Annotated in this window: 19 protein-coding genes; 1 reads left to right on the top strand and 18 read right to left on the bottom strand. The window is 65.8% G+C overall.

Annotated elements, in window-relative coordinates:
- The first annotated feature begins 6 nt into the window (after window positions 1–6).
- Window positions 7–1,170, top strand: a complete 1,164-nt coding sequence (locus tag FJ414_RS07995; RefSeq protein ID WP_140643179.1) for a hypothetical protein — start codon at window positions 7–9, stop codon at window positions 1,168–1,170.
- 1 nt (window position 1,171) lies between these two features.
- On the opposite strand, the gene FJ414_RS07990 is transcribed toward FJ414_RS07995, so the two are convergent.
- From FJ414_RS07990 to tssA, 18 genes are all read right to left on the bottom strand, one after another.
- Window positions 1,172–2,215: a hypothetical protein gene (locus FJ414_RS07990; RefSeq protein ID WP_140643177.1), complete on the bottom strand. Its 1,044-nt coding sequence runs from the start codon at window positions 2,213–2,215 to the stop codon at window positions 1,172–1,174.
- Entirely contained in the window at window positions 2,212–3,297 is a 1,086-nt protein-coding gene (locus tag FJ414_RS07985) for a DUF2169 domain-containing protein (RefSeq protein ID WP_140643176.1), read from the bottom strand. The genes FJ414_RS07990 and FJ414_RS07985 overlap by 4 nt, the downstream gene beginning before the upstream one ends.
- A 3-nt stretch (window positions 3,298–3,300) precedes the next feature.
- Window positions 3,301–3,780: a hypothetical protein gene (locus tag FJ414_RS07980; protein ID WP_140643175.1), complete on the bottom strand. Its 480-nt coding sequence runs from the start codon at window positions 3,778–3,780 to the stop codon at window positions 3,301–3,303.
- A gap of 3 nt (window positions 3,781–3,783) precedes the next feature.
- On the bottom strand, window positions 3,784–4,206 hold the full coding sequence (locus FJ414_RS07975) for a hypothetical protein (protein ID WP_140643174.1): 423 nt from the start codon (window positions 4,204–4,206) through the stop codon (window positions 3,784–3,786).
- Between the two features lie 9 nt (window positions 4,207–4,215).
- Window positions 4,216–5,088, bottom strand: coding sequence for a DUF4150 domain-containing protein (locus FJ414_RS07970; protein WP_140643173.1), 873 nt, complete (start codon window positions 5,086–5,088; stop codon window positions 4,216–4,218).
- On the bottom strand, window positions 5,081–5,632 hold the full coding sequence (gene tagF / locus FJ414_RS07965; RefSeq protein WP_140643172.1) for a type VI secretion system-associated protein TagF: 552 nt from the start codon (window positions 5,630–5,632) through the stop codon (window positions 5,081–5,083). The genes FJ414_RS07970 and tagF overlap by 8 nt, the downstream gene beginning before the upstream one ends.
- On the bottom strand, window positions 5,614–9,156 hold the full coding sequence (tssM, locus tag FJ414_RS07960; RefSeq protein WP_140643171.1) for a type VI secretion system membrane subunit TssM: 3,543 nt from the start codon (window positions 9,154–9,156) through the stop codon (window positions 5,614–5,616). Before tssM ends, tagF begins: the two co-directional genes overlap by 19 nt.
- 1 nt (window position 9,157) lies before the next feature.
- Complete coding sequence (gene tssL / locus FJ414_RS07955; RefSeq protein WP_140643170.1) at window positions 9,158–10,480, bottom strand: type VI secretion system protein TssL, long form; 1,323 nt, start codon at window positions 10,478–10,480, stop codon at window positions 9,158–9,160.
- A 4-nt stretch (window positions 10,481–10,484) separates the two neighbouring features.
- Complete coding sequence (gene tssK, locus FJ414_RS07950) at window positions 10,485–11,819, bottom strand: type VI secretion system baseplate subunit TssK (RefSeq protein ID WP_140643169.1); 1,335 nt, start codon at window positions 11,817–11,819, stop codon at window positions 10,485–10,487.
- 43 nt (window positions 11,820–11,862) lie between these two features.
- A complete protein-coding gene (tssJ, locus tag FJ414_RS07945; RefSeq protein WP_140643168.1) occupies window positions 11,863–12,315 on the bottom strand; it encodes a type VI secretion system lipoprotein TssJ in 453 nt (150 codons plus the stop codon).
- 4 nt (window positions 12,316–12,319) lie between these two features.
- Complete coding sequence (gene tagH / locus FJ414_RS07940) at window positions 12,320–13,774, bottom strand: type VI secretion system-associated FHA domain protein TagH (RefSeq protein WP_140643167.1); 1,455 nt, start codon at window positions 13,772–13,774, stop codon at window positions 12,320–12,322.
- Window positions 13,771–14,838: a type VI secretion system baseplate subunit TssG gene (tssG, locus tag FJ414_RS07935; RefSeq protein ID WP_140643166.1), complete on the bottom strand. Its 1,068-nt coding sequence runs from the start codon at window positions 14,836–14,838 to the stop codon at window positions 13,771–13,773. Before tssG ends, tagH begins: the two co-directional genes overlap by 4 nt.
- Window positions 14,802–16,676, bottom strand: a complete 1,875-nt coding sequence (gene tssF, locus FJ414_RS07930; RefSeq protein ID WP_140643165.1) for a type VI secretion system baseplate subunit TssF — start codon at window positions 16,674–16,676, stop codon at window positions 14,802–14,804. Before tssF ends, tssG begins: the two co-directional genes overlap by 37 nt.
- 1 nt (window position 16,677) lies before the next feature.
- Entirely contained in the window at window positions 16,678–17,430 is a 753-nt protein-coding gene (gene tssE / locus FJ414_RS07925) for a type VI secretion system baseplate subunit TssE (RefSeq protein ID WP_140643162.1), read from the bottom strand.
- Window positions 17,417–17,866 (bottom strand): Hcp family type VI secretion system effector, encoded by a 450-nt coding sequence (locus FJ414_RS07920; RefSeq protein ID WP_181166839.1) that lies wholly within the window; start codon window positions 17,864–17,866, stop codon window positions 17,417–17,419. Before FJ414_RS07920 ends, tssE begins: the two co-directional genes overlap by 14 nt.
- Before the next feature lie 71 nt (window positions 17,867–17,937).
- Window positions 17,938–19,443 (bottom strand): type VI secretion system contractile sheath large subunit, encoded by a 1,506-nt coding sequence (tssC, locus tag FJ414_RS07915; RefSeq protein WP_140643158.1) that lies wholly within the window; start codon window positions 19,441–19,443, stop codon window positions 17,938–17,940.
- A gap of 3 nt (window positions 19,444–19,446) precedes the next feature.
- The gene (tssB, locus tag FJ414_RS07910; protein WP_140643156.1) at window positions 19,447–19,983 is read right to left on the bottom strand and encodes a type VI secretion system contractile sheath small subunit; all 537 of its coding nucleotides are present in this window, start codon (window positions 19,981–19,983) and stop codon (window positions 19,447–19,449) included.
- A gap of 6 nt (window positions 19,984–19,989) precedes the next feature.
- Window positions 19,990–21,162, bottom strand: a complete 1,173-nt coding sequence (gene tssA, locus FJ414_RS07905) for a type VI secretion system protein TssA (RefSeq protein ID WP_140643154.1) — start codon at window positions 21,160–21,162, stop codon at window positions 19,990–19,992.
- Window positions 21,163–21,246: the final 84 nt, after the last annotated feature.

The following is a 21,246-nucleotide window of genomic DNA, read 5'->3' as shown; positions in this document are numbered from 1 at the left end:
GAATCGATGCACCGCATCGTGACCATCGCGGCCATCGTGGACCAGCATTCCGAGGACGCGGCTTTCCTCTGGCTGCGCCGTCGTCGGGAGATCGATGGTCCAATCCTCGACGAGACCGACATCGGCCGTATCGACCAGCGCCTTGAGGCTAACCTCGAAGGGCTCATGGCAGCCGGCGAGGCCGGCTGGGAATCTGCTCAAGCGCGCTTTGCCGATTATGCCGAACCGGGCGAACTTTTCGTGCTTGGCACTGTGGCGATGCGTTGGAGCGATGCCAAACTGGTTACCTTCGCAATCGACGCCGGTGCAAGCCTGGGTGAAGCCGGTGTATCGAGCCTGTCCGCCGCGATCGCGCGCACGCCACGCGAAAACCTGCGGCCGCTCGTCGCGCAATGGCTGGACGCACGCGATGCGCGGCTACGCTGCCTTGGGCTGGCCGCGCTCTGGCATCATCGCATCGATCCGGGACCGCGCCTGCAGGATCTGGTGAGCCATTCCGACGCCGCTGTGCGCCGGCGCGCCGTTCGGCTCGCCGGTGGGTTCAGGCGGCGCGACGTGCTTCCGGCAGTCCTGGCTGGCCTTGATGGCGAGACGGCGAAAGAACGTCTTGCGGCCGCCTTCGCTGCTTGCTTGCTTGGCGAGGCGCGGTCCGCGCACCCAGTGATCGACAAGATCGTGCTGACGGAGACAGACCAGGCGGAGGCGGCAATCGAGATGCGCCTCCTGACAACGCCGCCCAAGGCCGCGAAAGCCTGGTTGCAGGCGCGTCTCGGCCAGCCCCTGCTGCGTGCGGCGGCAACCGCCTCGATCGGCCTGTTTGGCGATCTGTCAGTGGTGCCCTGGCTGATAGAGAAGATGCGCGAGCCGGAACTTGCCTTTGCCGCCGGGCTGGCGATGCGCGATCTGTTCGATGTGGATTTCAACGACACTGATCTTTTCACGATCGACTCGGCCGATTTGGGAAAGGCGTTCGAATCTCTGAACGACAGCCCGTTGCCCGTCGCCGATCGCGTTGCTGCCTGGTGGGACGAGGGACGAGGCGGTCGCGGTCGCAGGCCTTTCCGTTCGATGCGCCGGTTGCGGCTCGACGCGTTGCGCGCCGCCATAGCGGCAACCGATACGCCGCTGGCCGACTGGCGAAGGACGCGGCGGTTTCCCGCATGGCTGTAATTTATCGGCGGTTGATCCGCGCTACGACGGCGGCTGCGCGCAATCCGTTTTCGGATGCGACTTCGCACATGGCAATCGATCCCGGCGCATAATCCTGAACAAGACTGTCGGCGGCCAGCATCAGCGCCAGCGCGCCGCTGGCCGCGCCGGTGTCGCCGATCGTCATCGCCGGATAGGCCGTCGCCATCAGGGTGCGGTGCGTGCGATAGAAGCGCGGTCGGGCAATCAGCATCTCCCAGCCGTGGTAGCGCTCGCCATTGCCGTTCGAGACGACGAAGTCGATGTCGGGTTCCGATGGTCCCGATCCCGAAACGGCGTCGCGCAGCGCGCCGAGCATGGCGCGACCCTGACTGTAGCGCTCGGAAAGGACGCTGTCTGTCTCCTGGGCGATGCCGATACCATGAATAGCGGCCACGACGGGCTCGCGGTCGGGTTCCCGCAGCAGCCGCACGAAGACGGCAGCCTCGCCCGGAACCAGTCCTTGGGCGTTGTTCGCGCCCTGTAAACGCCCGGCCCGGCTGAGCCGGCCGAGGTCGGTGTGGTTGACAAAGCTGTCGACGCCGCCGAGCAGCACTTGCGCCACGCCTTGCTCCTCCATCAGCGCAAGCGCCGTTTCGATCAGCCCCACGCTTGCGGCCGCGCCGCCATCAACGACGCGCGAGGTGTGATGGAACCTCATGCCCGTCGCATCGACAACGGCGGCCAGGAAATCGCGTGCCGGAATATCCGCGAACCCCGGATGGTTGCGAAAGCTCTCCGGCGTTGTAATGAGCAGCGCGGTTGCCGCCGCGACACCCGGCCCGTCAGTGCCGAGTGCTTCGTTGATGGCGCGGGCGGCCATGTTGACCAGCCATTCGCCTTCGTTGCGGCGCAGATGCCGGTGAGCGGGTATGCGCGCGACAATCTGAGGTACCCCGAACGGTTCGGCGAGCGTGATTTCGTCGAAGGCCGAAAGGCTCGCCCGAATCGCCGCGATCGTTTGCCTCGCGTTCAACCCGGCGGGCGTGACGGCGCCGCCGCCGGCGAGGTAGAGCGGCCGCTTCATGGCTGCCACACAGCGCGGTCGAGGGTGCCGTCGCCGCCGCGCGGGCTGAGATAGGTCTTGCGCTTGCGCCGGGCCACGAGAAAGGCGGGCGTGACATGGCCGAAGACGATTTCCCGCAGCGCCGGTGTGTTCCGTTTTGTGACGTGTGAAAAGCGCGCTTTCAGTGTGACGCGCCACAGTTCCGGCTCGACAATCACCGTGTCCGCGGCAATCGGACGTTCTTCGACGCGATCGTCATAGATCAGCCGCACAGGCGCAACGACGCGAGGCAGGCGGAAATCCCAGCGGCCGTTCGGAACCATGCCGATGATCGTGACGGTCTCACCGCCATGGATTGCCGGCAGGTGCTGGTCCGCCGGGGAGCAGAGATTGTAGCGCGGATCGAAATCTCCGGGAGGCAGTGGCCACTGCGTGTCGATCCAGCCTTGGTCATAGGTGCCGGCGAGCGGCAGTCTCGGCGTCCAACCCCGCCCGAGCGGGCCGAAACCGGCCGGTTTCGGTCGATCGGAAGGGCTGAGATAAGGCTCAGCGGGATAGGTGACATTTGGGGCTTGTGTGCGCACTGCCGGATCGGCGGAGGAGGCATGGTGATAGCCGACACCGACCGGGTTGCGTCTGTCAAGCCGGCCATCTGGCAGCGTCCCGCCATAGGCTCGCTCGTAAACGATCGGCATGGTTCGGAACGGAGCCGGCGCGCTGTAGCCACCAGCGCCGTAGATGCGGTCTCCGACGACGTTGAGCACCTTTTGCAAGCCACCGACGCGAAAACCGACCTGCATCTCCGCCACCGGTCGGCCGTTCGGCGCGTGCGCCGAACCGTTGATAAGGATTTCGGCGGCCGGCTTATGCGGCGCGATATCGGCTTCGTAGCGAATGGAGGAATTGGCCGGATCGCCGAAAGGGATATCCCAGAGCGCGACCGGCATCTGGTCTTCGCAGATGTCCAATGCCGGTGCGCCGTCGAGCGCATCGAAGGTTGCCGAGAACATGACGACCAGAACTTCCTGGCCGTCGGCGTTGAGTTGAACGTGTGTCGCGGCGGCGAAGGGCGTGTGATTCTCGATTCCGACCGCAAACGCCATCGCTCAGCACCAATTGCCGTGTTCGTCGAGGCCGATCGGCCAGTAGGGCATGGCGGTCAGCAGCGTCGCATAATCGTCGTGGCCGCCCTGGATCAGCCACTCGAGAAGAAACACCTCGGGAGGCACCGCGCTCGACTCGGAGCGCCGGTTTTCCTCGTCGCACGCGAGCCAGTACTTACGCACGAGCCAGACCACTCTCGGGTGGCCGGCGGGGCCGGCAATCCCGTTGGCCTCGATCGTTCGGAGGATTGCCTCGTCGATCGGCAGGCCGGTCTCCGTGCGCTCCTCGACACTCGCGTTCCAGGTCTCGGAGGCGATGGCGAACGCGTCCACGAAATCGAGCAGATAGGCGGCGAACAGGTCGCGATGGCCGGCCGTGCCGACCGCTGCCGCCGTCTCTTTCGTACGGCCTCGGACGTCGCCGGGCGCTCGCAGCAGCCGGTAGGTACCGTTCTTGATGTTGTGGTTGACAAGCAGCGCCATCACTCAGCACTCCTCGAATTCCGGATCTTCCCCGACGGGAATGAAGTCGAACCTCCTCATGAAGTCCGCCAGCTCGGGCTCGGTATCGTCGAGCCAGGAGAGCAGCAGTGTCACCGGCGGGACCGGCCCAGCCCCTTCGCTTTCCTCGGATGATTGCTTGGCGTCGGAGCCCCACATCTCGTTCCCCTGTTGCGGCTCACCGCGCAAAAGCAAATCGTTCAGCCTTGTCGTTTCGAAGTAGTACTTCCGAAACAGGGCAATGATGCGAGGATGACTCGCGGGTCCTGCCGGCCAGCGAGCGTCGACAAGCCCCTTACTGACTTCATGTGCGTGTAGATCATTCCACCATTTCAGCAAAGGTGGAACGGCACTCTTCAATTCAGCTGTCCACTGATTGTATATTTCTTGATGCTTTCCCGAAATCATTTCGTATCTCTATATATTGAGACCCCTGATGTTCGCATTCATCGCGTCGTACAGTTCGCGGCGATCAAGCTCGCGCATGTCCCTGGACTGCTGCATGCTATGGGCATGACAATGCGGCTGGCACGGAAGGTCGCGCATCCGCTGGGCGAAGTTGTCCGCATCATGGCACGCTCCCATCTCCCATGCGACCTTCTGCGGCGGCTGGTGATCGGCGATCATCGTGACCTTGCCGTCGGTCTGCTTCTTGATTTTCGCGTCGATGGCCTTCAGCGCCTTGTCCTTCGCTGGCCCTGGAGTCCGACGAAGGATGTTGGCACGGTCCTTCTTGCACTGCCAGCAGGCCTGCCCCTGCACGGAGGCGCGCTGGGTCTCGGTCGTGGGGGTATAGTCCTCCGAGTATTTGTAGTCGCGCGGGCAGTCTTCCTTCATCGCATCCTTGCCGAGCACCACCGAGAAGTCCACCATGGCGGACACATCGACCGTGTTCGGCAGCGGGCTCGCGGTATTCTGCTCCATCGGATCGCCGTGGCGGCAGACTCCCTTGCCCTCGACCTTGACCGTGAACGACCAGAGCTTGAACGAGCCCTTGCCCTTGATGCGATGGGTGATCACGCCGGCTCCCAGTCCCGGCGTGGCCGCTTCGTTGCCCGTGCTCAGCGCCACTTCGGAAGAGTTCTCGAGCGCCGTCGGTGTTCCCTGCACCTTGACGCTCTTGCTGCCTTTGATGAGATCGCTGGCCGAAAGCATGTTGACATATGGAACCGGCACCGGTCCCGCCGGCGGCGGCGGCGGGCTGAGGCAGACGTCGCCCGGCGCGACGCCCTTGCCGCCGCTTGCCTGGTGGAAGAAGCCCATCTTTTCGGCGTAGACCGTGTTACCCATCGCCGTGGACTCCGCCGTCTCCGGCCGTGCCCGCACGCATGGCGGGCAGGGCATTTTTGGCAAGGTCGTGGATGTCGACGAAGCCGAACTCCGCAACCTCCCAGTCGTCGCTCCAGAATGCGATCTTGTCGGCCGCGGCGGCGGCGCCCGGAGGTGACAAAATCTGAAGGCTTTCGGCCAGTCGGGCCTGCGCCCAGGAGTTATCGACGCAGTTCTGAAGAAGCGAGGCCACGGCATCGTACCACGGGTCGCTGGGCTCCGGCGGTGGCCCCAGTCGGACGATGGCGAACGGATAACGGCGGCCGACGCGATCCTCGCTCATGCGCCAGGCGCCTGCACAGGGCTGGTCGCCGAAAATGCCGCCCTTGACGATGAAGCGCCAGACACGCGAATCCAACTCTCCTTCGTCCGGTCGCGCGCGCAGTTCCATCGACATCCACCGGTCCCAGCGGTCGATGAAGGTTCGCGGCAGATTCGCGGAAACGAAATCCCCCGTCGCCGGAATCTTGCCGAAGAAGCCGATGTTCAGATCTGTGGCGGACATGTGAACTTCTTGAACATTTCGAGCGTGTAAGGGTTCTCGACGCTGGCCGCCTTGAGCTCGAAATCGGCCCACATCCCCTTGGTGCCGAGCCGCAGGCTGTAGACGTCGGTGAGCTTGGTCGCGTTGAAGCGGCCGCCGCGCAGCATTCTCAGCCACGCCCAGCTGCCGGTCTCGTTGAGCATTATCTCAGGCGAGCCGTCGACCGGCTGGAAGGCGAGCGAGATCACGCCGGTGCCGTCCTTGCCGGGCCATGTCATCGGCTGCGGCCTTGTCGCGTTGTTGTAGTAGACGAGGTTCTGGCCATCGAGGTTGAGCGTCACCCGCGCCACGTTGGGCGACAGATCCTTCGGCTCCAGCGTAAAATTCATCACAGGGCCGGTGCCGCCGGGGAAGAGATCGTCGCGGATGTGGCGCGCCTGCTCGAAGGCCGCCAGCGCCGCCGGGTCCAGGCCGAAATCGGCGCGCCATTTCCACGGTTCGCTGGCGGTGTCGACGTAGTTGATCAGGTGGTCGTTGGTGAAGGCGTCGATCAGCCCGGTCGGCCCGAACAGGCGCTGGAAGTCGCGCACGTTGACGTCGACCGCGCTCTCCGGACTGAACGGATAGCGGTTGTTGAGCGCGGCCTGGCAGAAGGGCAGGATGTCCGCCCGCCAGATGGCGTTGAGCTCGTTGGTGACGGCCTTCTGCGACAGGCCGCTGGTGTCGCCGGCAATCCCGCCCAACCAGTCGTTGATCGGCGAAGGCAGGATCTGCGCTTGTCTGGCAACCGCGCCTGTCAGTTCGGCGAGGCCGCCCTGCTTCTTGATGGCGTCCTGCGGGTCGGGATTGGCGGTCACGGTCTGCAGCACGTTGGACAGCGCCGTCAGCGCCACGACGGCGGCATCGAGCGCCGGCGGTTGGCCGTCGACCTGGGCGATCGTGCCCTTGAGCGGCTTGAAATGCTCGGCCACCAGGCTGCCGGTCATGTCGACCTGGTCGGCCGAGCCCGCGCGGGGCAGCAATTTCGCGCCGGTCTTCACCACCTTGCCCAGTTTTCCGAGCTTGCTCAAGAGCTTCGAGCCGGTCTTGGCGGCGCCGCCGCTCTTGTCGTCGGCCGCCGCATCGTCCGAACGGGTCAGGTCGGTCTCCTGCACCACCGCGGTCAGCAGGCGCTTCAGCGCGGAGTCGGCGCTGGAAAGATCCTTGAGGTTCTCGCTGGCGACGTTGAGGTCGGTCAGCGGCGCCAGCCGCATGTCGCGCAGGAACGAATCCCACTGCGCGATATAGTCGTCGTAATAGAGCTTCAGGATGTCTTCCGACAGCGCCGAGACCGACGTCTCCGAATTCTCCGAGCAGCCGCCGGCAAACACGGCGCGGTCGAGCGCCGCCTGTCCGGCGACGTCCTCGACCCGGTCGAGGATCGCATCGTGGAAGCCGGCATAGGTGTAGGGGCCTGGAACGCCCACGCGCAGCGTCTTGTCGGAACGGCGCGCGAACACCTTCGCGCCGTTCGGTCCGGCGAAATTGGCCGGCACCCATTCCTTGACCGCTGCCACTTCCGGGTCGGCCAGAAGCTGCTTGTAGGCGCGCTCCGGCAGCGAGATCGTGCACACGGTCTTCAGCGCTTCGGCGACCAGCTCCTTGTCCGGCGCGATGTAGCTGTCGTCGACCGCCATGCGGCGGATGGCGGCGAGCTGGTGCTCTTCGGCGTCGGCGGTCGGGAAGGGTGCGGCCGGCGCGAATTGCGGCAGGCTGTTCACCCACCAGTTCTGGACGAAGTCGGTGTCCATCTGCGACAGGCCGGTCATCATCCGGTAGGTCTTCAGCGCGCCGAGCATGAAATCCGGATCGCGGATCTGCCGCCACATCGTGGCCTCCAGCAGCGCGACCATATGCGGCTCCAGCACGTTGCGCAGCGCATGGTCGTAGGTATCGGTCTGCGCGCGCACCAGCTCGGCCGATGCGGTCGGGCCGAGCAGGTTGTGGATCGCGTCCGGCGGTGCGGTGCGGGCCGTCGCCACCGCGTCCATCGCCGCCAGCGCGCCGTCCATGGTCGGCTGCTCGACCGCGGCCGGCATGGCGGCGACGTCGGTCAGGGGCTGCTGCAGCGCCTCGAATTGGCCGGCCTGCGCGGTGATCGCATTGCGGTTGTCGAGATAGGACCAGGTGAACAGTCCGCCGGCGAGCAAGGCGGCGAGCGCGCAGGCGGCGGCGGCTCCGCGCCAGATCCAGGCGCGGCGGCGCTGCGCCAGCGGATCGAACGTGCCGAGGCCGGCTTCCTTGAAGATCACTTCGGTGAGCAGGTTTCTGAGGAAGAAGCTGCGTTTCTCGACGCGCGCCGCAGGCATGGCGCGACGCGGCGGCAGTCCGAAGGATGAGGAAAGGGCGGCGGTCAGCCGGTCGATCGGCGCGCCTTCCTGCGTCGCCGAGGTCAGATAGAGGCCGCGCAACCAGGCGGCCTCCTCGTAGCGGCTTTCGCCGAACATCGCCTCGACCAGCACCTGGATCGGCTCGGAGAGGCTCGCGAGCTGCGCCGGGAAACGGAAGATCTCGGCGCGCTGGCCGAGCTTGTCCTCGTCCTCGAGCCGCGGCACCAGCCGCCGCTCCAGCTCGGAGGCCAGCCTGGCGAGTTCCGTCTGGATCGTGCCGGCGTTGACACGTGCGTCGAGCGGAAAAGTGGTTCCCCACACCTGCTCGCGCGCGGTTGTCGACAGGCCGCCGAAAAAGGCCTCGAAGCCTTTGATCAGGTCGGCCTTGGTCAGCATCAGGTAGACGGGCAGGCGAATCTCCAGCCGATCGTTGAGCTCCGCCAGCCGCCGGCGGATTTTTCTGCCATGCGCCTTGATCGCCTCGTCGCCCTCCGACATCGCGTCGATCGACAGCGCGACGATGACGCCGTTGAGCGCACGCCGGCCCCGGTGCTTCTTGAGCAGATCGAGGAAGCCCAGCCATTCCGTCGCATCGACGTCCGGCTGGCTTTCCTGCTGGACGTAGCGGCCCGCTGTGTCGATCAGCACCGCGTTCTCGGAGAAGAACCAGTCGCAATTGCGCGTCCCGCCGACGCCCTGCAGATCGTCGGTGAGGTCGATCGGGAAATTGAGGCCGGACTGGCGCAATGCCGTTGTTTTGCCCGTCGCCGGCGGCCCGACGATCACATACCAGGGCATCTCGCGCAGGAATTTTCTGCCGCCGAGCTTGCGCCGCTTGAGCTCGGCCATCACCTCGCCGAACTTGGCGCCGACGGCCGCGACGCTCTCCTCGCCGGGTGTGAGCTGCCTTTCGGCCACCGGCGCCGCTATCTCGGCGACGAACATGCGGTTGGCGCGGATCGCGCGGCGTTGCGCGACGATCAGCCAGATCAGCCACAGGATGATCAGCCCGGCGATGATGGCGATGCGCACATTGTCGGATTCGAACGGCGCGTAAGGGCCGACCTGCACGATCGGGCCGAACACCCAGATCAACAGCGAAAGCAGCGCGATGCCGATCAGCGTCCATAGGAATCGCGAGGTGATGACGGCCCAGAGGAAGCGCAGGATGAACATCTCAGAGCCTCTTCTCGACCAGAACCTCGACGCGCCGGTTGAGCGCGCGGCCTTCGCGCGTCGAGTTGTCGGCCACCGGATCGGTTTCGGCGCGACCCTCGGAAGAGATGCTCTCTTGCGGCACGCCGGCCTGCACCAGAAGCTTGGCTATGGTTTCGGCGCGCGCTTCCGACAGACGCTGATTGCTGGCAAACGGATTGGACTTTTGCAGGCGCACATTGTCGGTATGGCCGACGATGGTGATTTTCCCGATCAGCTCCTTGTTGTCCAGGATCACCTTGGCGATCGCTGCGATCAACGGCTCGTACCCTTCCGTCAGCGTCGGCCGCGAGGACTGGAACAGCTCCGGATTGGAGGACTGGACGATCAGCTTGGCCAGCGAGACGCTCTCCGTGCCGCTCAGCGCCCCCTTGAGGTTGTCCGGCGCTTCGGCCTTGAATTCGGGCAGCAGCGCGAAATCGACGGGCTGCGGCGGTTCGGGCGCATCTTGCTGTGGCGCGGCGCGGGTGATGTCGCCGCGCGAGGCCGGCGGCAGCGTGCGCACCAGCGCGGAGAGCTCGACCGCCTGGCTGCTCAGGCCCATCGACAGGCCGATATAGGCGGCTGCGGCGACGACGATCGCGGCAAGCGCCATCACCCAGATCGGAACGATGAAGCGCTGCGGCTCGTCGGAGGCGATCACGCCCTTCCAGTTCGGCGACAGCGGCGCGTCCTCGGCGTCCGCGTTGCGCAGGAAGCGCGCGGCCGCCACGCGCACGGCGTTGAGCGACCGGTCGCCGGCGCGGCCGGGCACGCGATACTTGCCGCGGAAGCCGAGCGCGAGGCAATAATATTGCAGCTCCAGCATTTCCCGGTCGCGGTTGGGATGCCGCTCCAGCTCGTCGAGCCGCGTGAAGAACTGTGTGCCGGCATCGACGTCGCCGCGCAGCATCACCACAAGCGGTTGGCGCGGCCAGGCGCTGGCGCCGCCCCATGGCGTGTTGAGCGCGAGATCGTCGAGCAGCGCCGCTACCGCCCATGCGGCCTGGTCGGCGCGCTCCAGCGATGAACCGGACGCAACCGTTGCATCGCGGGCCCGCACCAGCTCGTCGAGCAGGCGCGTGCGCATGACTTCCGGGTTCTCGGGCGCCAGCGCGCTTTCGAGCTCGGGCGCGAATTCGAGCAGCGGCGCGAAGATGTTGATGAGCGTATTGGGATGGGAGCGCGCCCGTTTGACCGGCGCGCCCGGCGTCAGCGGCGCCATCGGCCGGGGCGCCGCGCCGGTCAGCCGGATGCGGGTGCGCTCGCGATCCTCCGACAGTCCGAAAGGATCATCCCGGCTCATGGCCTCACCTGTTCACCGAATAGCAGTCGACCTGCGGCTCGCTCGGCAGCACACCGGAAACGCCGATGACGAAGCCGGGGGCGTCGAGCAGCGAGGCCCAATGCTCGCTCTTCTGGTCGAGCTCCAGGCACAGCCGGTCGCCGTCATAAGGGATCTCGCGCGGCTGCGAATGAAGCGGTTTCAGCGGAATGCCAGGCAGGCGAGACTTCCACAGGCCTTCGAACTGGTCGGCGGATCCGACCGTCGCCTGGTTGACGAAGATCTTGCGCAGCGCGTCTTCCGAAAGCTCGGAGCCGACGCGGATGACGATGCGGCTGGCGACCAAAAGCTTCGGGTTGTCGATGCGCACCTTCCAGACATTGGTCGCGTGCCGCATGACCGGCAGCGCGCGCGATTTCGGCTCGATGTAGCGCAGGCTGAGGATGAGCGAACGCAAGGCGTCGGCCAGCGCCATATAGGCGGGGCCGGGCGCCATGTGGTCGTAGGCCGGCAGTTCGCCGAGCCGCCGCGAGCTCGAGCCGTAGGTGGCCATCTCGCCGGCGAGGCCGGCAAGCTCGAGATAAAGCTCGGCCGGATGGAAGACATCCTGGGCCAGCATATGCGCAAGGCGTGGCCGCGCGGCGTTGGCGAGGTGCAGCATCAAAAGGTCCTCGACGCTGCGCCCGGCCCCGCCCATCACCATCTTGCCATGCGCCTCGGCGATCTGGTCGAGGCCGGTGACGACCTCCTGCAGCAATTGCCGATACCAGTGGACGGCGCCGGTGATCAGCGTCGGCGGCAGGAAGGACTGGTCGAGCGAGACGCCGCCATCGGCGCGCACGCCCGTGATGTCGGCGACCGGCAGCGCGGTGTAGCCGCCGACCGATTTGCCGGGCGCCAGCAGCACCGCTTGCGGTCGGGCGATTTCGATTTCCTCGGGATCGGCGCCGCCCTGCACGGCATCGCGCACCGGGACGATCTTGCCGTGGTAGCGCGCGCCCGTCGATGCGGCATGCGCCGGATCGAAGCCGACGCCGCCGGGTGGCTCGAGCGGCAACGCCACCAGCACCGGCCCGGCGCCGGTGTCGGCCGTGACCGGCAGCGGCTTCGGCGCGTCCATCAGTTCCGGGATGGAGAAGGGCGTGCCGTCCGGGAAGATGCCCCGGGCGGACACGATCGAGACCTGGCCGGCATCGAGCAGCGACTGGTCGAGCGTCAGCTGCTGGAAGCCGAACGTATGGAGCTGGCCGGCCTGCAAGGCGCCGCGCACCATCCCCTCGAAGAACCGGTCCTGCTGCTGGAAATGCTGGGTCCTGAGAAACAGGCCCTCCGACCACAGCACCCTGTTTGCGTCGCTCATGCCATTACTCTCTGCACTGCCCTGCCGCCTGGTTGCCACGTTGCTAAGCGGAGATGCCGCCCTTGCCGAGGCTGACGTTGATGGTGAATTTCGAGCCCGGCGACACCGACTTGGTCGTGCGCCAGTTGCGTCCGCCAGGCTCGCGGATCAGCGCCACGAAGCCGAGCGCGGTGGCGTTCGGTTCGACCGTGATGGTTTTTGCCGCCGTCTTGCCCGGAGCAACCGAGATCGCGTCCGAGCCGATGAGGTCGGCGCCGAGCGCCGAGCCGGCATCGCCCTGCAGCGCGAAATAATCCGCCGAGTTGAACTTGCCGGTGCTGGCAAGCCGCATCACCAGCACCGTCACCGGCCGGTCGCCGCCGCCCGGTCCCGGATTCATGCCGGCGCCGCCAGTCACGTTGACGGAGATGACCGATGGCTTCGGCGGGCCGCTCTGGCAAGCCGCAAGCAGCCCCGTGGCGCCGATGGCAATGATGAATTCGCGTCTGTCGATCATGTCCCTACTCCTCTTCATATGCATCCCTGAAGTCTGCGCCGATCTCGCCCAGGAAGCTCGATTCCGCGCTCTGGGCGATGTCGCGATGGCGTTTCTGGTAAAGTTCCCACAGCTTGGCATTGCGCCCCCCGGCGAGCAGATTGCCGATCGCGGAATTGGACTTGAGCTCTTCTTCGATCGCGGCCGGATCGAAACGGTCGATCATGCGCCGCAGCGCCGCCTGCACGCCGCGCCAGGCGCGCACGTGATGCTGCGCGAGATCCTTGACCGCGTCGCCGATCGCCGCCTCGCCGGAGAGAAAGCCGGGGCTGCGTTCCGCGATGATGGTGACGATGACATCCTCGACCGTCGGCAGGAATTTGAGCGGGTTGACCTCGGAGGCGCCGACCATGGTCTGGGCGACACGCGCGCTTCCCTTCTCTTCGGCGCGCTTGCGCAGGAGCTGCATCAGGCCATCGAGCATCAGCCGGTATTCCCGCCCGAACTTTTCCATTTCGGCAATCGCATCGCGCCCGGGAAAATCGGCCTCCTCGACGCCCATGCCGCGCAGGAACGCGGCGCGCAACGCCATGTCGCTGGACGCCGGTTGCGCCGGACGCGATGGCTTGGGAACGGGAACAGGGCGAGGTGGTGGCGCTGAGGGGTCGGCCGCCTGCGCCGGTATCTCCCATGGACGGGCGGCCTTCGGCTTCTCGGCGGGCCGCCCGTTGCGACCGGTTGCGTCAGCGCTGCTGCCGGAAGCGGGCGTCGCGGCTGGTCCGAAGCTGAAATCGTCGAAGCCGGACGGTTTCGGCGCGGGCTCGGGCATATCGTTGCGCGATGGCATCTCGCCGAAGCCGAAGGGGTCCGCCCGGGCGGCGTCAGGTTCTTCGCTCGAGGCCGGCGTCGCCACCGGATCGAGGCTGAACGGATCGTCGAAAGCGGGCGAGCTGCGTTGGCTCGAGGCGCGATCGTAAGCCCCGGGCACAGGCTGCTCGAACGGATCGGGCAGTCCGGCCGGGCGCGGCCGCTGCGGCTCTTCCTCGACCTTGGCCGAGAAGAAGTCGTCGCCGCCGATGCTGGGTGGCGTCCGCGATTGCGGCGGCGACCATGCCGGCGCGGCGTTGGAGATCGGCGCCTGACCGATCGAGGTGTGGCCAGCGCTGAGTTGAACCTCGACATGGAGCACATAGTCGCCCAGGCGCAGCCGCATGCCGCTTTGCAGGCGCGTCGACCTGCCGGTGCCGAGCGGGCTGTCGGAATCGTCGATGAACAATCCGCTGCTCGACGTGTCGGTGACGTAATAGCCGTCGCGGCCGCCGCTGATCTTGCAGTGGGCGCGTGAAACGAACATGTCCGGATCGTCGATCTGCCAGCCGGCATCGGCGCTGCGGCCGATCACCAGTTCGCCCTCGTCCAGCCGGGTCTGCCTGACCGCCTGCGAGCGCGGGCCTTGTTCCAGCGTCAGCAGCAGGCTCATGCGGCTGCCTCCGCCATTTCCGGTCGCCAGCCGACGATGGTGCGCAACCTGAGATCGTCGGCGTCTCCCTTTTCGGCGGGGCGTGAAAGCCAGGAGGTTCGGCCGAGCTGGATGGTTCCCATCTTCGGCGAAGGCACGGCTTCACGCGCGAGCACGATGCGCAGATCGACATCGAGCGCTTCGCCGATCATGTCCCGCACTGCCTTCTTGAACAGAGCAAGGCGCCGTTCTTCGGGCAGGAAGGACTTGAAGTCGTCGAGACTCAGCGGTCCGACGCGCAATTCGATCCGGCTCTGCCGGCTGAAGACGCGCGGCCCGATCGTCGCGCCGCCGCCGAGAGTCGCATAGGCCTTGCCGATACGGCTCTGCAGCGCCGCCGGAATGGTGATCCAGGCGGCGACGAATTCCTTGATCTGCACCGGCACCTTGAAGGCGGTGGCGAGAAACAGCGTCAGCCGCTCCGCGCCGTCGACCTGGTTTGCCAGCGATCCGGCCTGGCGCAGCCGCACCGTGTCGAGCTCGGGATCCTGCGTGCCGGGAAGGCCGATCCCGGCCATGGCTTCCAGCATGGCGCGGACGCGCCCGCCGACCGAACGTTCGACCTGAACCGCCGGATGCGCGTCCGCCCATGCGCGGTAGTAGAGCGCGATCATGCGATGCTGCAGGATGTTGACGAAGTCGACGAAGGTCGTGTCGCTGGTCTGCTCGGCATCGGCGCCGGTGAACCAGCGCTGCGACAGCCGGTCGAGCACCCAGCGCGTCAGATGCAGCGGCATCGGCCCTTCCGGCCCGAGCAGGCCGAGATTGGCGACGGTCACCCGCGCCGGAGCCTTTTCGCCCACATCCTGGAATTTGACCACGTCCCTGGCCGAGAAGCTCAGGCGCACATGCTGGCCGATCCTTGCCGGCTCACGGTCTGCGGTTCCGGAATGCCCGAACAAGCCACGCCGCTGCTCCAGGCGGCGCAGCAGCTCGAAGAAATCGTACCCCTCCGACAGCGGCTCCGCTTCGGTTGGGGCCAGCCGCGTTAGATCAGGTAGCGATTGCCGGGCGTCATCGGCCATGGCACATCCTCCTGCTTCTGCAGCAACCGCGTACGCGTCCGCACGAAACCATTTATCCCGGCGTGGCGGGCGAACAACCGCGCAAGCAGGGCCGAAAGCAGCAGCGTGCTCTGGCCCGCCAGCACCGACTGGTCGACATGCAGCGTCACCTCGGTGCCGCGGCCGAAACACATCGGCCCGTCGATCTTGAGCCGCTCGATCACCGGCCGCGAGTCGATGCGGGTGATCGAATGCACGTTGCGGGCAAGGCTCGGATCGCCGCGATCGGCGTAGAGTTCGAGCAAGGCGTGCAGCGGATCGACACCGCGACCTTCCTTGGCGAGACTGAGGAAGTTGAGCGAGAGCTGCGCCACCAGCCGCCAGGCGAGATTGTCGGCGCGGGATTCGCCTTCGGCGCCGGCCGGCAGGGCCGCCGGGATCGCCGGCTGCGGCGGCCGCAGCGCGCCGAGCAGCCGCACCGCTTCCACCGGATCGGCGGTCTCCAGCGTCAGCGCCGGCGTATCGTCCAGGATCGGCAGGTCGCGGTTGGTGCAGATCGCCATCACGTCGAGCCGCTTCAGCGGCCGGTTGGGCTGGCTTCCGGCTGGACGCGAGACGGCGAGGAACACGTCGTCGCCTGTGTAAGAGGTGCGGGTCAGGCCGTCGCGCCGCTCGTCCTCCGTGGCTCGGCGGGGGCGCCGCTCCGTAGAATAGACCCAGCCACTGCTGCGGTTCTGTCCCAGGCTGAACAATTCGGGAATGATCGCCTCGCTGCCTTCAGCGTCGGCGTCTTCCACCCGGGTGACCCGGAAAATCTCGAAGTCCCGTGCCCGGGTGCGGTCGGCATGCAGCACCTGGCGCGTCCGGCGCGGGTCGATCTCGATGACGTTGCACTCGCGTTCGAAGAGATTGATGATCGGCGTTGCGAACAGCTCGAAATCGGCCACCGCCACATCGGCGAGTTCCGGCACCGGACGCCGGAACAGGAAGATGATCTCTATTGCCCCATCGCACTTGCGCACCACAGGCTGCAGGCCGGCGACGCGCACATAGTGGAAACGCTCGGGGATCAGGAAATATTCGCGCAGCAGCCGGTATCCCTCGAAGGTCGGGCGGGTGCGCGGCATCAGCGCTTCGTCGTCGTGGATGCCGATCATTTCGGGCTCGCGCAGCGCCGTGAGCGGATTGGTCTTGCCCTCCGCCCGCGCGCCGACGGCCGAGCAGGCGCCGAAGATCGCGTCGAAGATGAGCGGCGCCTTGGTGCGCCCGGCGAAGTAGAGATCGAGCCGGTCGAGCGACAATTCGCTGAGCTTGCCCTTCCCGGTCCGGGTAAGCGCGATGCGGAATGCCGCTTCGCCGGGCACGCCGCCGACCGGCGCGATGCCGGCGGCGGCCAGCGCGCTGCGGTCCTGGAAATAGCTGACCGAATTGATCGCGATCGGCCACAGCGTGACCTCTTGCGCGGTGGTGAAGGTCGAGCGCGTCGAGAGCCCGGGATGCAGGCCGGAAACCAGCCGCGTGCCGCGCGCCACCGCATGGCCGGCGATCATCGACTGCACCTGCTGCCCGGGTTTCAGCACGGCCATCGCGGTCGCCGGCGCCGGCGTCACCAGGTCCGGATAGAGCACGTCGAGCACGGCGCGCGAAAAGCGCGAGCGCTCGGCGTCGATCTTGAGCCGCGTGCGCGCGGCAAGAAAGGCGACGCCGTCGAGCAGCCGTTCGACATAGGGATCGGGGCAAGGAACGGTGTCGAGGGAAAGGTTGCGGGCGACCGCCGGATGCATGTCGGCGAATTCCGCGGCCAGCGCGCGGATATGGGTCAGTTCCTCTTCGTAATACTCCACGAAGACCCGATCCATCTCAGGTCTCCCGGAATTCGGTTCGCGCCAGGCCGTTGTCGAGATTGATCGTGGTGCGCAGCCGCATGCGTTCCGGCGTCGGCGTCATGATCAGCACGGCGTCGATCTCGATCTTGAGGCCGACGGTCTTGTCGCCAAGCGTGACGTTGACGGTCGTAGCGCTTTCCTTGAGGCGCGGCTCGAAAGTGGCGAGCACCGCGCGGATCTCGCGCGCCAGCGTGTCGCGGTCGAAATCCCGCGACGAGCGGCCGGAAAACGACGGCACGCCATAGTTGACGACGCTGCGGCGCACCTCCGGAAAGTCGGCGAGCGGCGGCAGCTCATCCAAAGGCTGTTCGTGCTCGGCGTCGGAGAGCATCGGCACGGACTCGAAACGCTCGGTGTTGAACAGGGCCTCGATGTCGCGCCGGACCGCTTCCCTGAGCACCCGCGCCGACACCACCACGCTGCGGCTTTCGATCTCGGTGCGATGCTCGGTCTGGAAGACCAGTCTGTGCAGTCGTCGTTTCTGCTCGGATGTCAGTTCGGCATCGGCATCGATGACGCGCGCGCTGCCGGCAAGAAGAGCCTCGACGCGCTCGGCGCCGAGTTCTTCTTCCAGCAGACGGCGCAGCCCGTCGATCTCCGACGTCAGCCCGGGCAAGTCGTTGACGAGGCGGTCCCAGAGGGAGGGCTGGACCGCCTCGCGCTTTGCCCGCGAGCTACCGGCAAGCTGCGCTTTCGCGCCAGGCCGCTTGGCCTCACTTGCCGACATAGACGTCCATTTCGATCTCGTCGTCCTTGTCGTAGACGAACTTGATCTTCTTGTAGGCGAAGCTGACTTCTTCCTCGATCAGGTCCGCCTCGTCGTGGGCCTGCCGCATGTCGTATTCCATGACGGAGGCGTCGGTGAGCGTCACGACCAGATAGTCGCTGGTCTCGCCGTCAATGGTGCGGCGGGCCGAAAACACCACTTCGTCCAGCGCCTTGTTCTCGAACAGCGCCTTCTTCAGGTAGGGCGACGACTTGTCGTAGTGCTTGAAGAATTTGATCATTCCCATCGACACGCGGCCGCGCCGCGACAGCGAATTGGGATCGTAAGGCGCGATCATCTTGTAATCGACGCCATGGATCTCGATCTCGTCCTCATGGCCGTCGCGCTTGCTCGGGCCCTTGATATCCGGGACTTTCAGGAAGCCGTCGATCTTCATCGAAGGCGCATCGGCTCTATCAGGCATTGTCTTTCTCCACCGCTTTCAAACGAAACAAGATGACTGCGATTTCAGCCCTTCACTGACGGCAATTCCGACACCAGCCGGAGCGAGGCGTTGATGCCTTCCAGCTGGTAGTGCGGACGCAGATAGAAACGGGCATTGTAGTAACCGGGCCGGCCCTCGACGCTGTCGACCTGGACCTCGGCCGCGGCAAGCGGGCGCTTGGCGCGGGCCTTGTCGTCGGCAAAGGCAGGGTTGGCCAGTACGTACCGGTTGATCCATTCGGTCAACCAGGTCTCCATGTCGGTGCGTTCCTTGAACGAGCCGATCTTGTCGCGCGCGATCGCCTTGAGGTAGTGCGCGAAGCGCGAGACCGGGAAGAGGTAGGGCAGGTTAGCGCTCAGCCGTTCGTTCGACTGGGCATCGGGGTCGACCAGACGCCCGGCGCGCGTCTCGTCGTCCTGCAGCGAATGCGCGCCGATGAAGGCCGCGAGATCAGTGTTCTTGCGGTGCAGGATCGGCATCAGACCGAGCTTCGCCAGTTCCGCCTCGCGCCGGTCGTCTATGGCGACTTCCGTCGGGCATTTCATCGCGATCGACCCGTCGTCGGTCGGGAAGGCGTGCACCGGCAGGTTGAGCACCGTGCCGCCGTTCTCGACGCCGCGGATCTGCGTTCCCCAACCATAGAGCTTGTGGCTGCGGTTGATGTTCACGCCCATCGGGAAGGCGGCATTCATCCAGACATATTTGTTGTGGTCGCCGCCCACCTCCTCCTCGAAGGTGAAGCCCTTCACCGGAACCGTCTCGGAGCCATAGGGCAGGCGCGCCAGCACGCGCGGCATGGTAAGGCCGATATAGCGGGCGTCCTCGCTTTCGCGCAGCGATTGCCATGAGGCATAGGCCGGGTTGTTCACGATCATCTGCAGGTCCTGCGGGTTCGGCAGTTCCTGCCAGCTGTCCATGCGGAACAGCCGTGGCGAGGCGGCAGCGATGAACGGGGTGTGCGCCGAGGCGCAGACGCCGGAAATGTTGCGCAGCAGCCCGACGTCGCGCGGATGGTTGGAGAATTCATAGGCGCCGATGATGCAGCCGATCGGCTCGCCGCCCAGCATCGAATACTCGTCCGTGTAGACCTTCTTGAAGATCGGGCTCTGGTCCCACATCTGGCCTTCATAATCTTCGAGCGTGTCGGCCAGCTGCTCCTTGGAGATGTTCATCACCCGGATCTTCAGCTTGGTGTCCGTCTCGGTGTTGTTGATCAGGTACCAGAGGCCGCGCCACGTGCCTTCCATCTCGCGCACTTCCGGCGCGTGCAGGATCTCGTTGACCTGCGTCGTCAGCATCTTGTCGATGCCGGCGATCAGCGACTTGATCGACTTGATCGCATTGGACGAGATGGTCGTGCTCTCGGAGCGCGATTGCGCGGCAAGCGCCAGGTTGCGCACCAATTGCTGCAGCTTCTCGCTGTCGTCCTTCTTGACCTTGAAATCCTTTTCAAGGAGGCCGCTGAATTCGCCAAGATCGATGGCTTCCGCCTCGGCGGTGGCGGCTGCGGTCTTTTGCTGTTCGGCCATGACTTACTCCTCGCCCTTGCCGTCATCCATCGCCTGGCTGGCGATCTTGCTCAGCAGCGGCTCGTTGTTCAGAAGCTGCGCTATGCGCTTTTCCGCGTCGACGCGGCCGTCCATGAAGCCAAGCAACTCCTCGAGCTGACGGCGCATCTTCAGGATTTCGGCCAGTTGCGGGACCTGCTCGGCGACCTTGTCCGGCGCGAAGTCGCCCATCTTGGAGAAGGTGAGATCGACCATGAGCTCTTCGTCCCGCTCCTGGCCCTCGGCCTGCGGCAGGGTGTTCTTCACCCGCGCCTTCACCCGCGGCCCCATCGCTTCCATGAATTTCGGGAAGCGGTTGGCGTCGGTTTCGACGAAGTTGCGGTCAAGCACCGACTTCGACGCTTCCTTGGTCTGCGAAGCGCCCGAAAGGTCGGCCATCACGGCCATGACGAACGGCAGTTCGATCGTCGTCGGGCTGCCGTAGGTTTCAACATCGTAGGCGATCTGCACGCGCGGCGCGCGGTTTCTTTCGATGACCTTCGCTTTGCTCTCTGCTGGCATGCTTTTCTACCTTTCATCCTTCTGGGCCGGCTTCTTGGGATCGGGGACGCCGGCAAGCTGCCGGAACTCCTTCAGCCCCGACGGGGCGAGATCTTCCATCAGTTCCACGAAATCCATGTGCACCATCCGGCGCACGCGCCGGGCGAGATGCGGGATGGGGCTGGACGGTTCGGTGCGGTCGTAGAAGGCGACCACGAGGTCGAGGCATTTGACGACCTCGTCGCGCGAGTTAATCCGGTCCGGCAGACCGGCGCTCGCGTCCACAGGACTTGCCACACTTGCCATCGTCTCGGCTCCATGACCGTTGCGGGCGGGCATCGCTGATTCCGCCGCCGCCTGCGGAGCGGGCTTTGCGGCGCCGTTCGCCGTGGCGCCGCCACTGGAATTCCGCTCCAGCGTCGTCAGCAAACGCTGCAGGAACTTCTTCAATTCCGGGACGGTGGCGCCATGGCCTTCGATGCGGGCGTTGAGTGCGGTGTCCACCGCCTCGAGCGCGGCGATCGCGGCACGCGCGTCGGCCAGCAGCGACGTCATTACATCCGCTGCTTGATCGATTTGCGCCGCGCATCCGGTGCGCACGCGGTTCAACAGCTGGTTGTGGGCGCTCGTCAGCGCCGCCTTTTCGGCGGTCCCGAGGCCAGAGGCTGCTTCCTGGAGCATGACGCGTTCGTCGAGCGCAGCCTGTTCCAGGTCCCGGCCGCTGATCGGCCCGATCGCGCGCGGGGAGAAGAAGGCCACCTGCCTGAGGTTCGCCAGCAAGCCTTCTTGGCCGTTTTGCAGATCGAGCAGCGCGTTGATGCGGCGTAAGGCAGCTTCGCGTGGCGCGCCCGTCCGCAGCGACGGGTGCATCGTGTCCCAGTACTGCTCGAAGGTTCGCGCAATCAACGTCAGCCCTTGGGCGAGGCCGGCCAGCCCTTCCTCGTTGGCCAAGGCCCGCGCGACGATGACCAGCAGGCGCAGGTCCCGGCCGCGGGTGCGCAACTCTTCGGCTCTTTCGAGCACCGCCGCCCAGTCGACTGGACTGGACTGCGACGCGGGCTTGCTGTTGCCGTCATGGACAACTTTGAGCTGAGGCTCGGTCAAGCGCTCCAGCTCATGAAAGGCCGGGTCGTTGCGCAAGTCCTCTCCCGACGGATTCTCACCGTTCAGAGGATTCAGCCAGAGTGCGAGATCAATCACACCAACCCCCAGCCAGCGGCCCTGAGACCCCTATGTGACGCAACGTTATCACCGGCCTCACGCGACGACAATTGAGCACCTGCG

It is taken from the genome of Mesorhizobium sp. B3-1-6 (genome assembly GCF_006439555.1).
In the GTDB taxonomy this organism is placed as follows: Bacteria; Pseudomonadota; Alphaproteobacteria; order Rhizobiales; family Rhizobiaceae; genus Mesorhizobium.
This window is presented reverse-complemented; position numbering and strand designations above follow the sequence as displayed.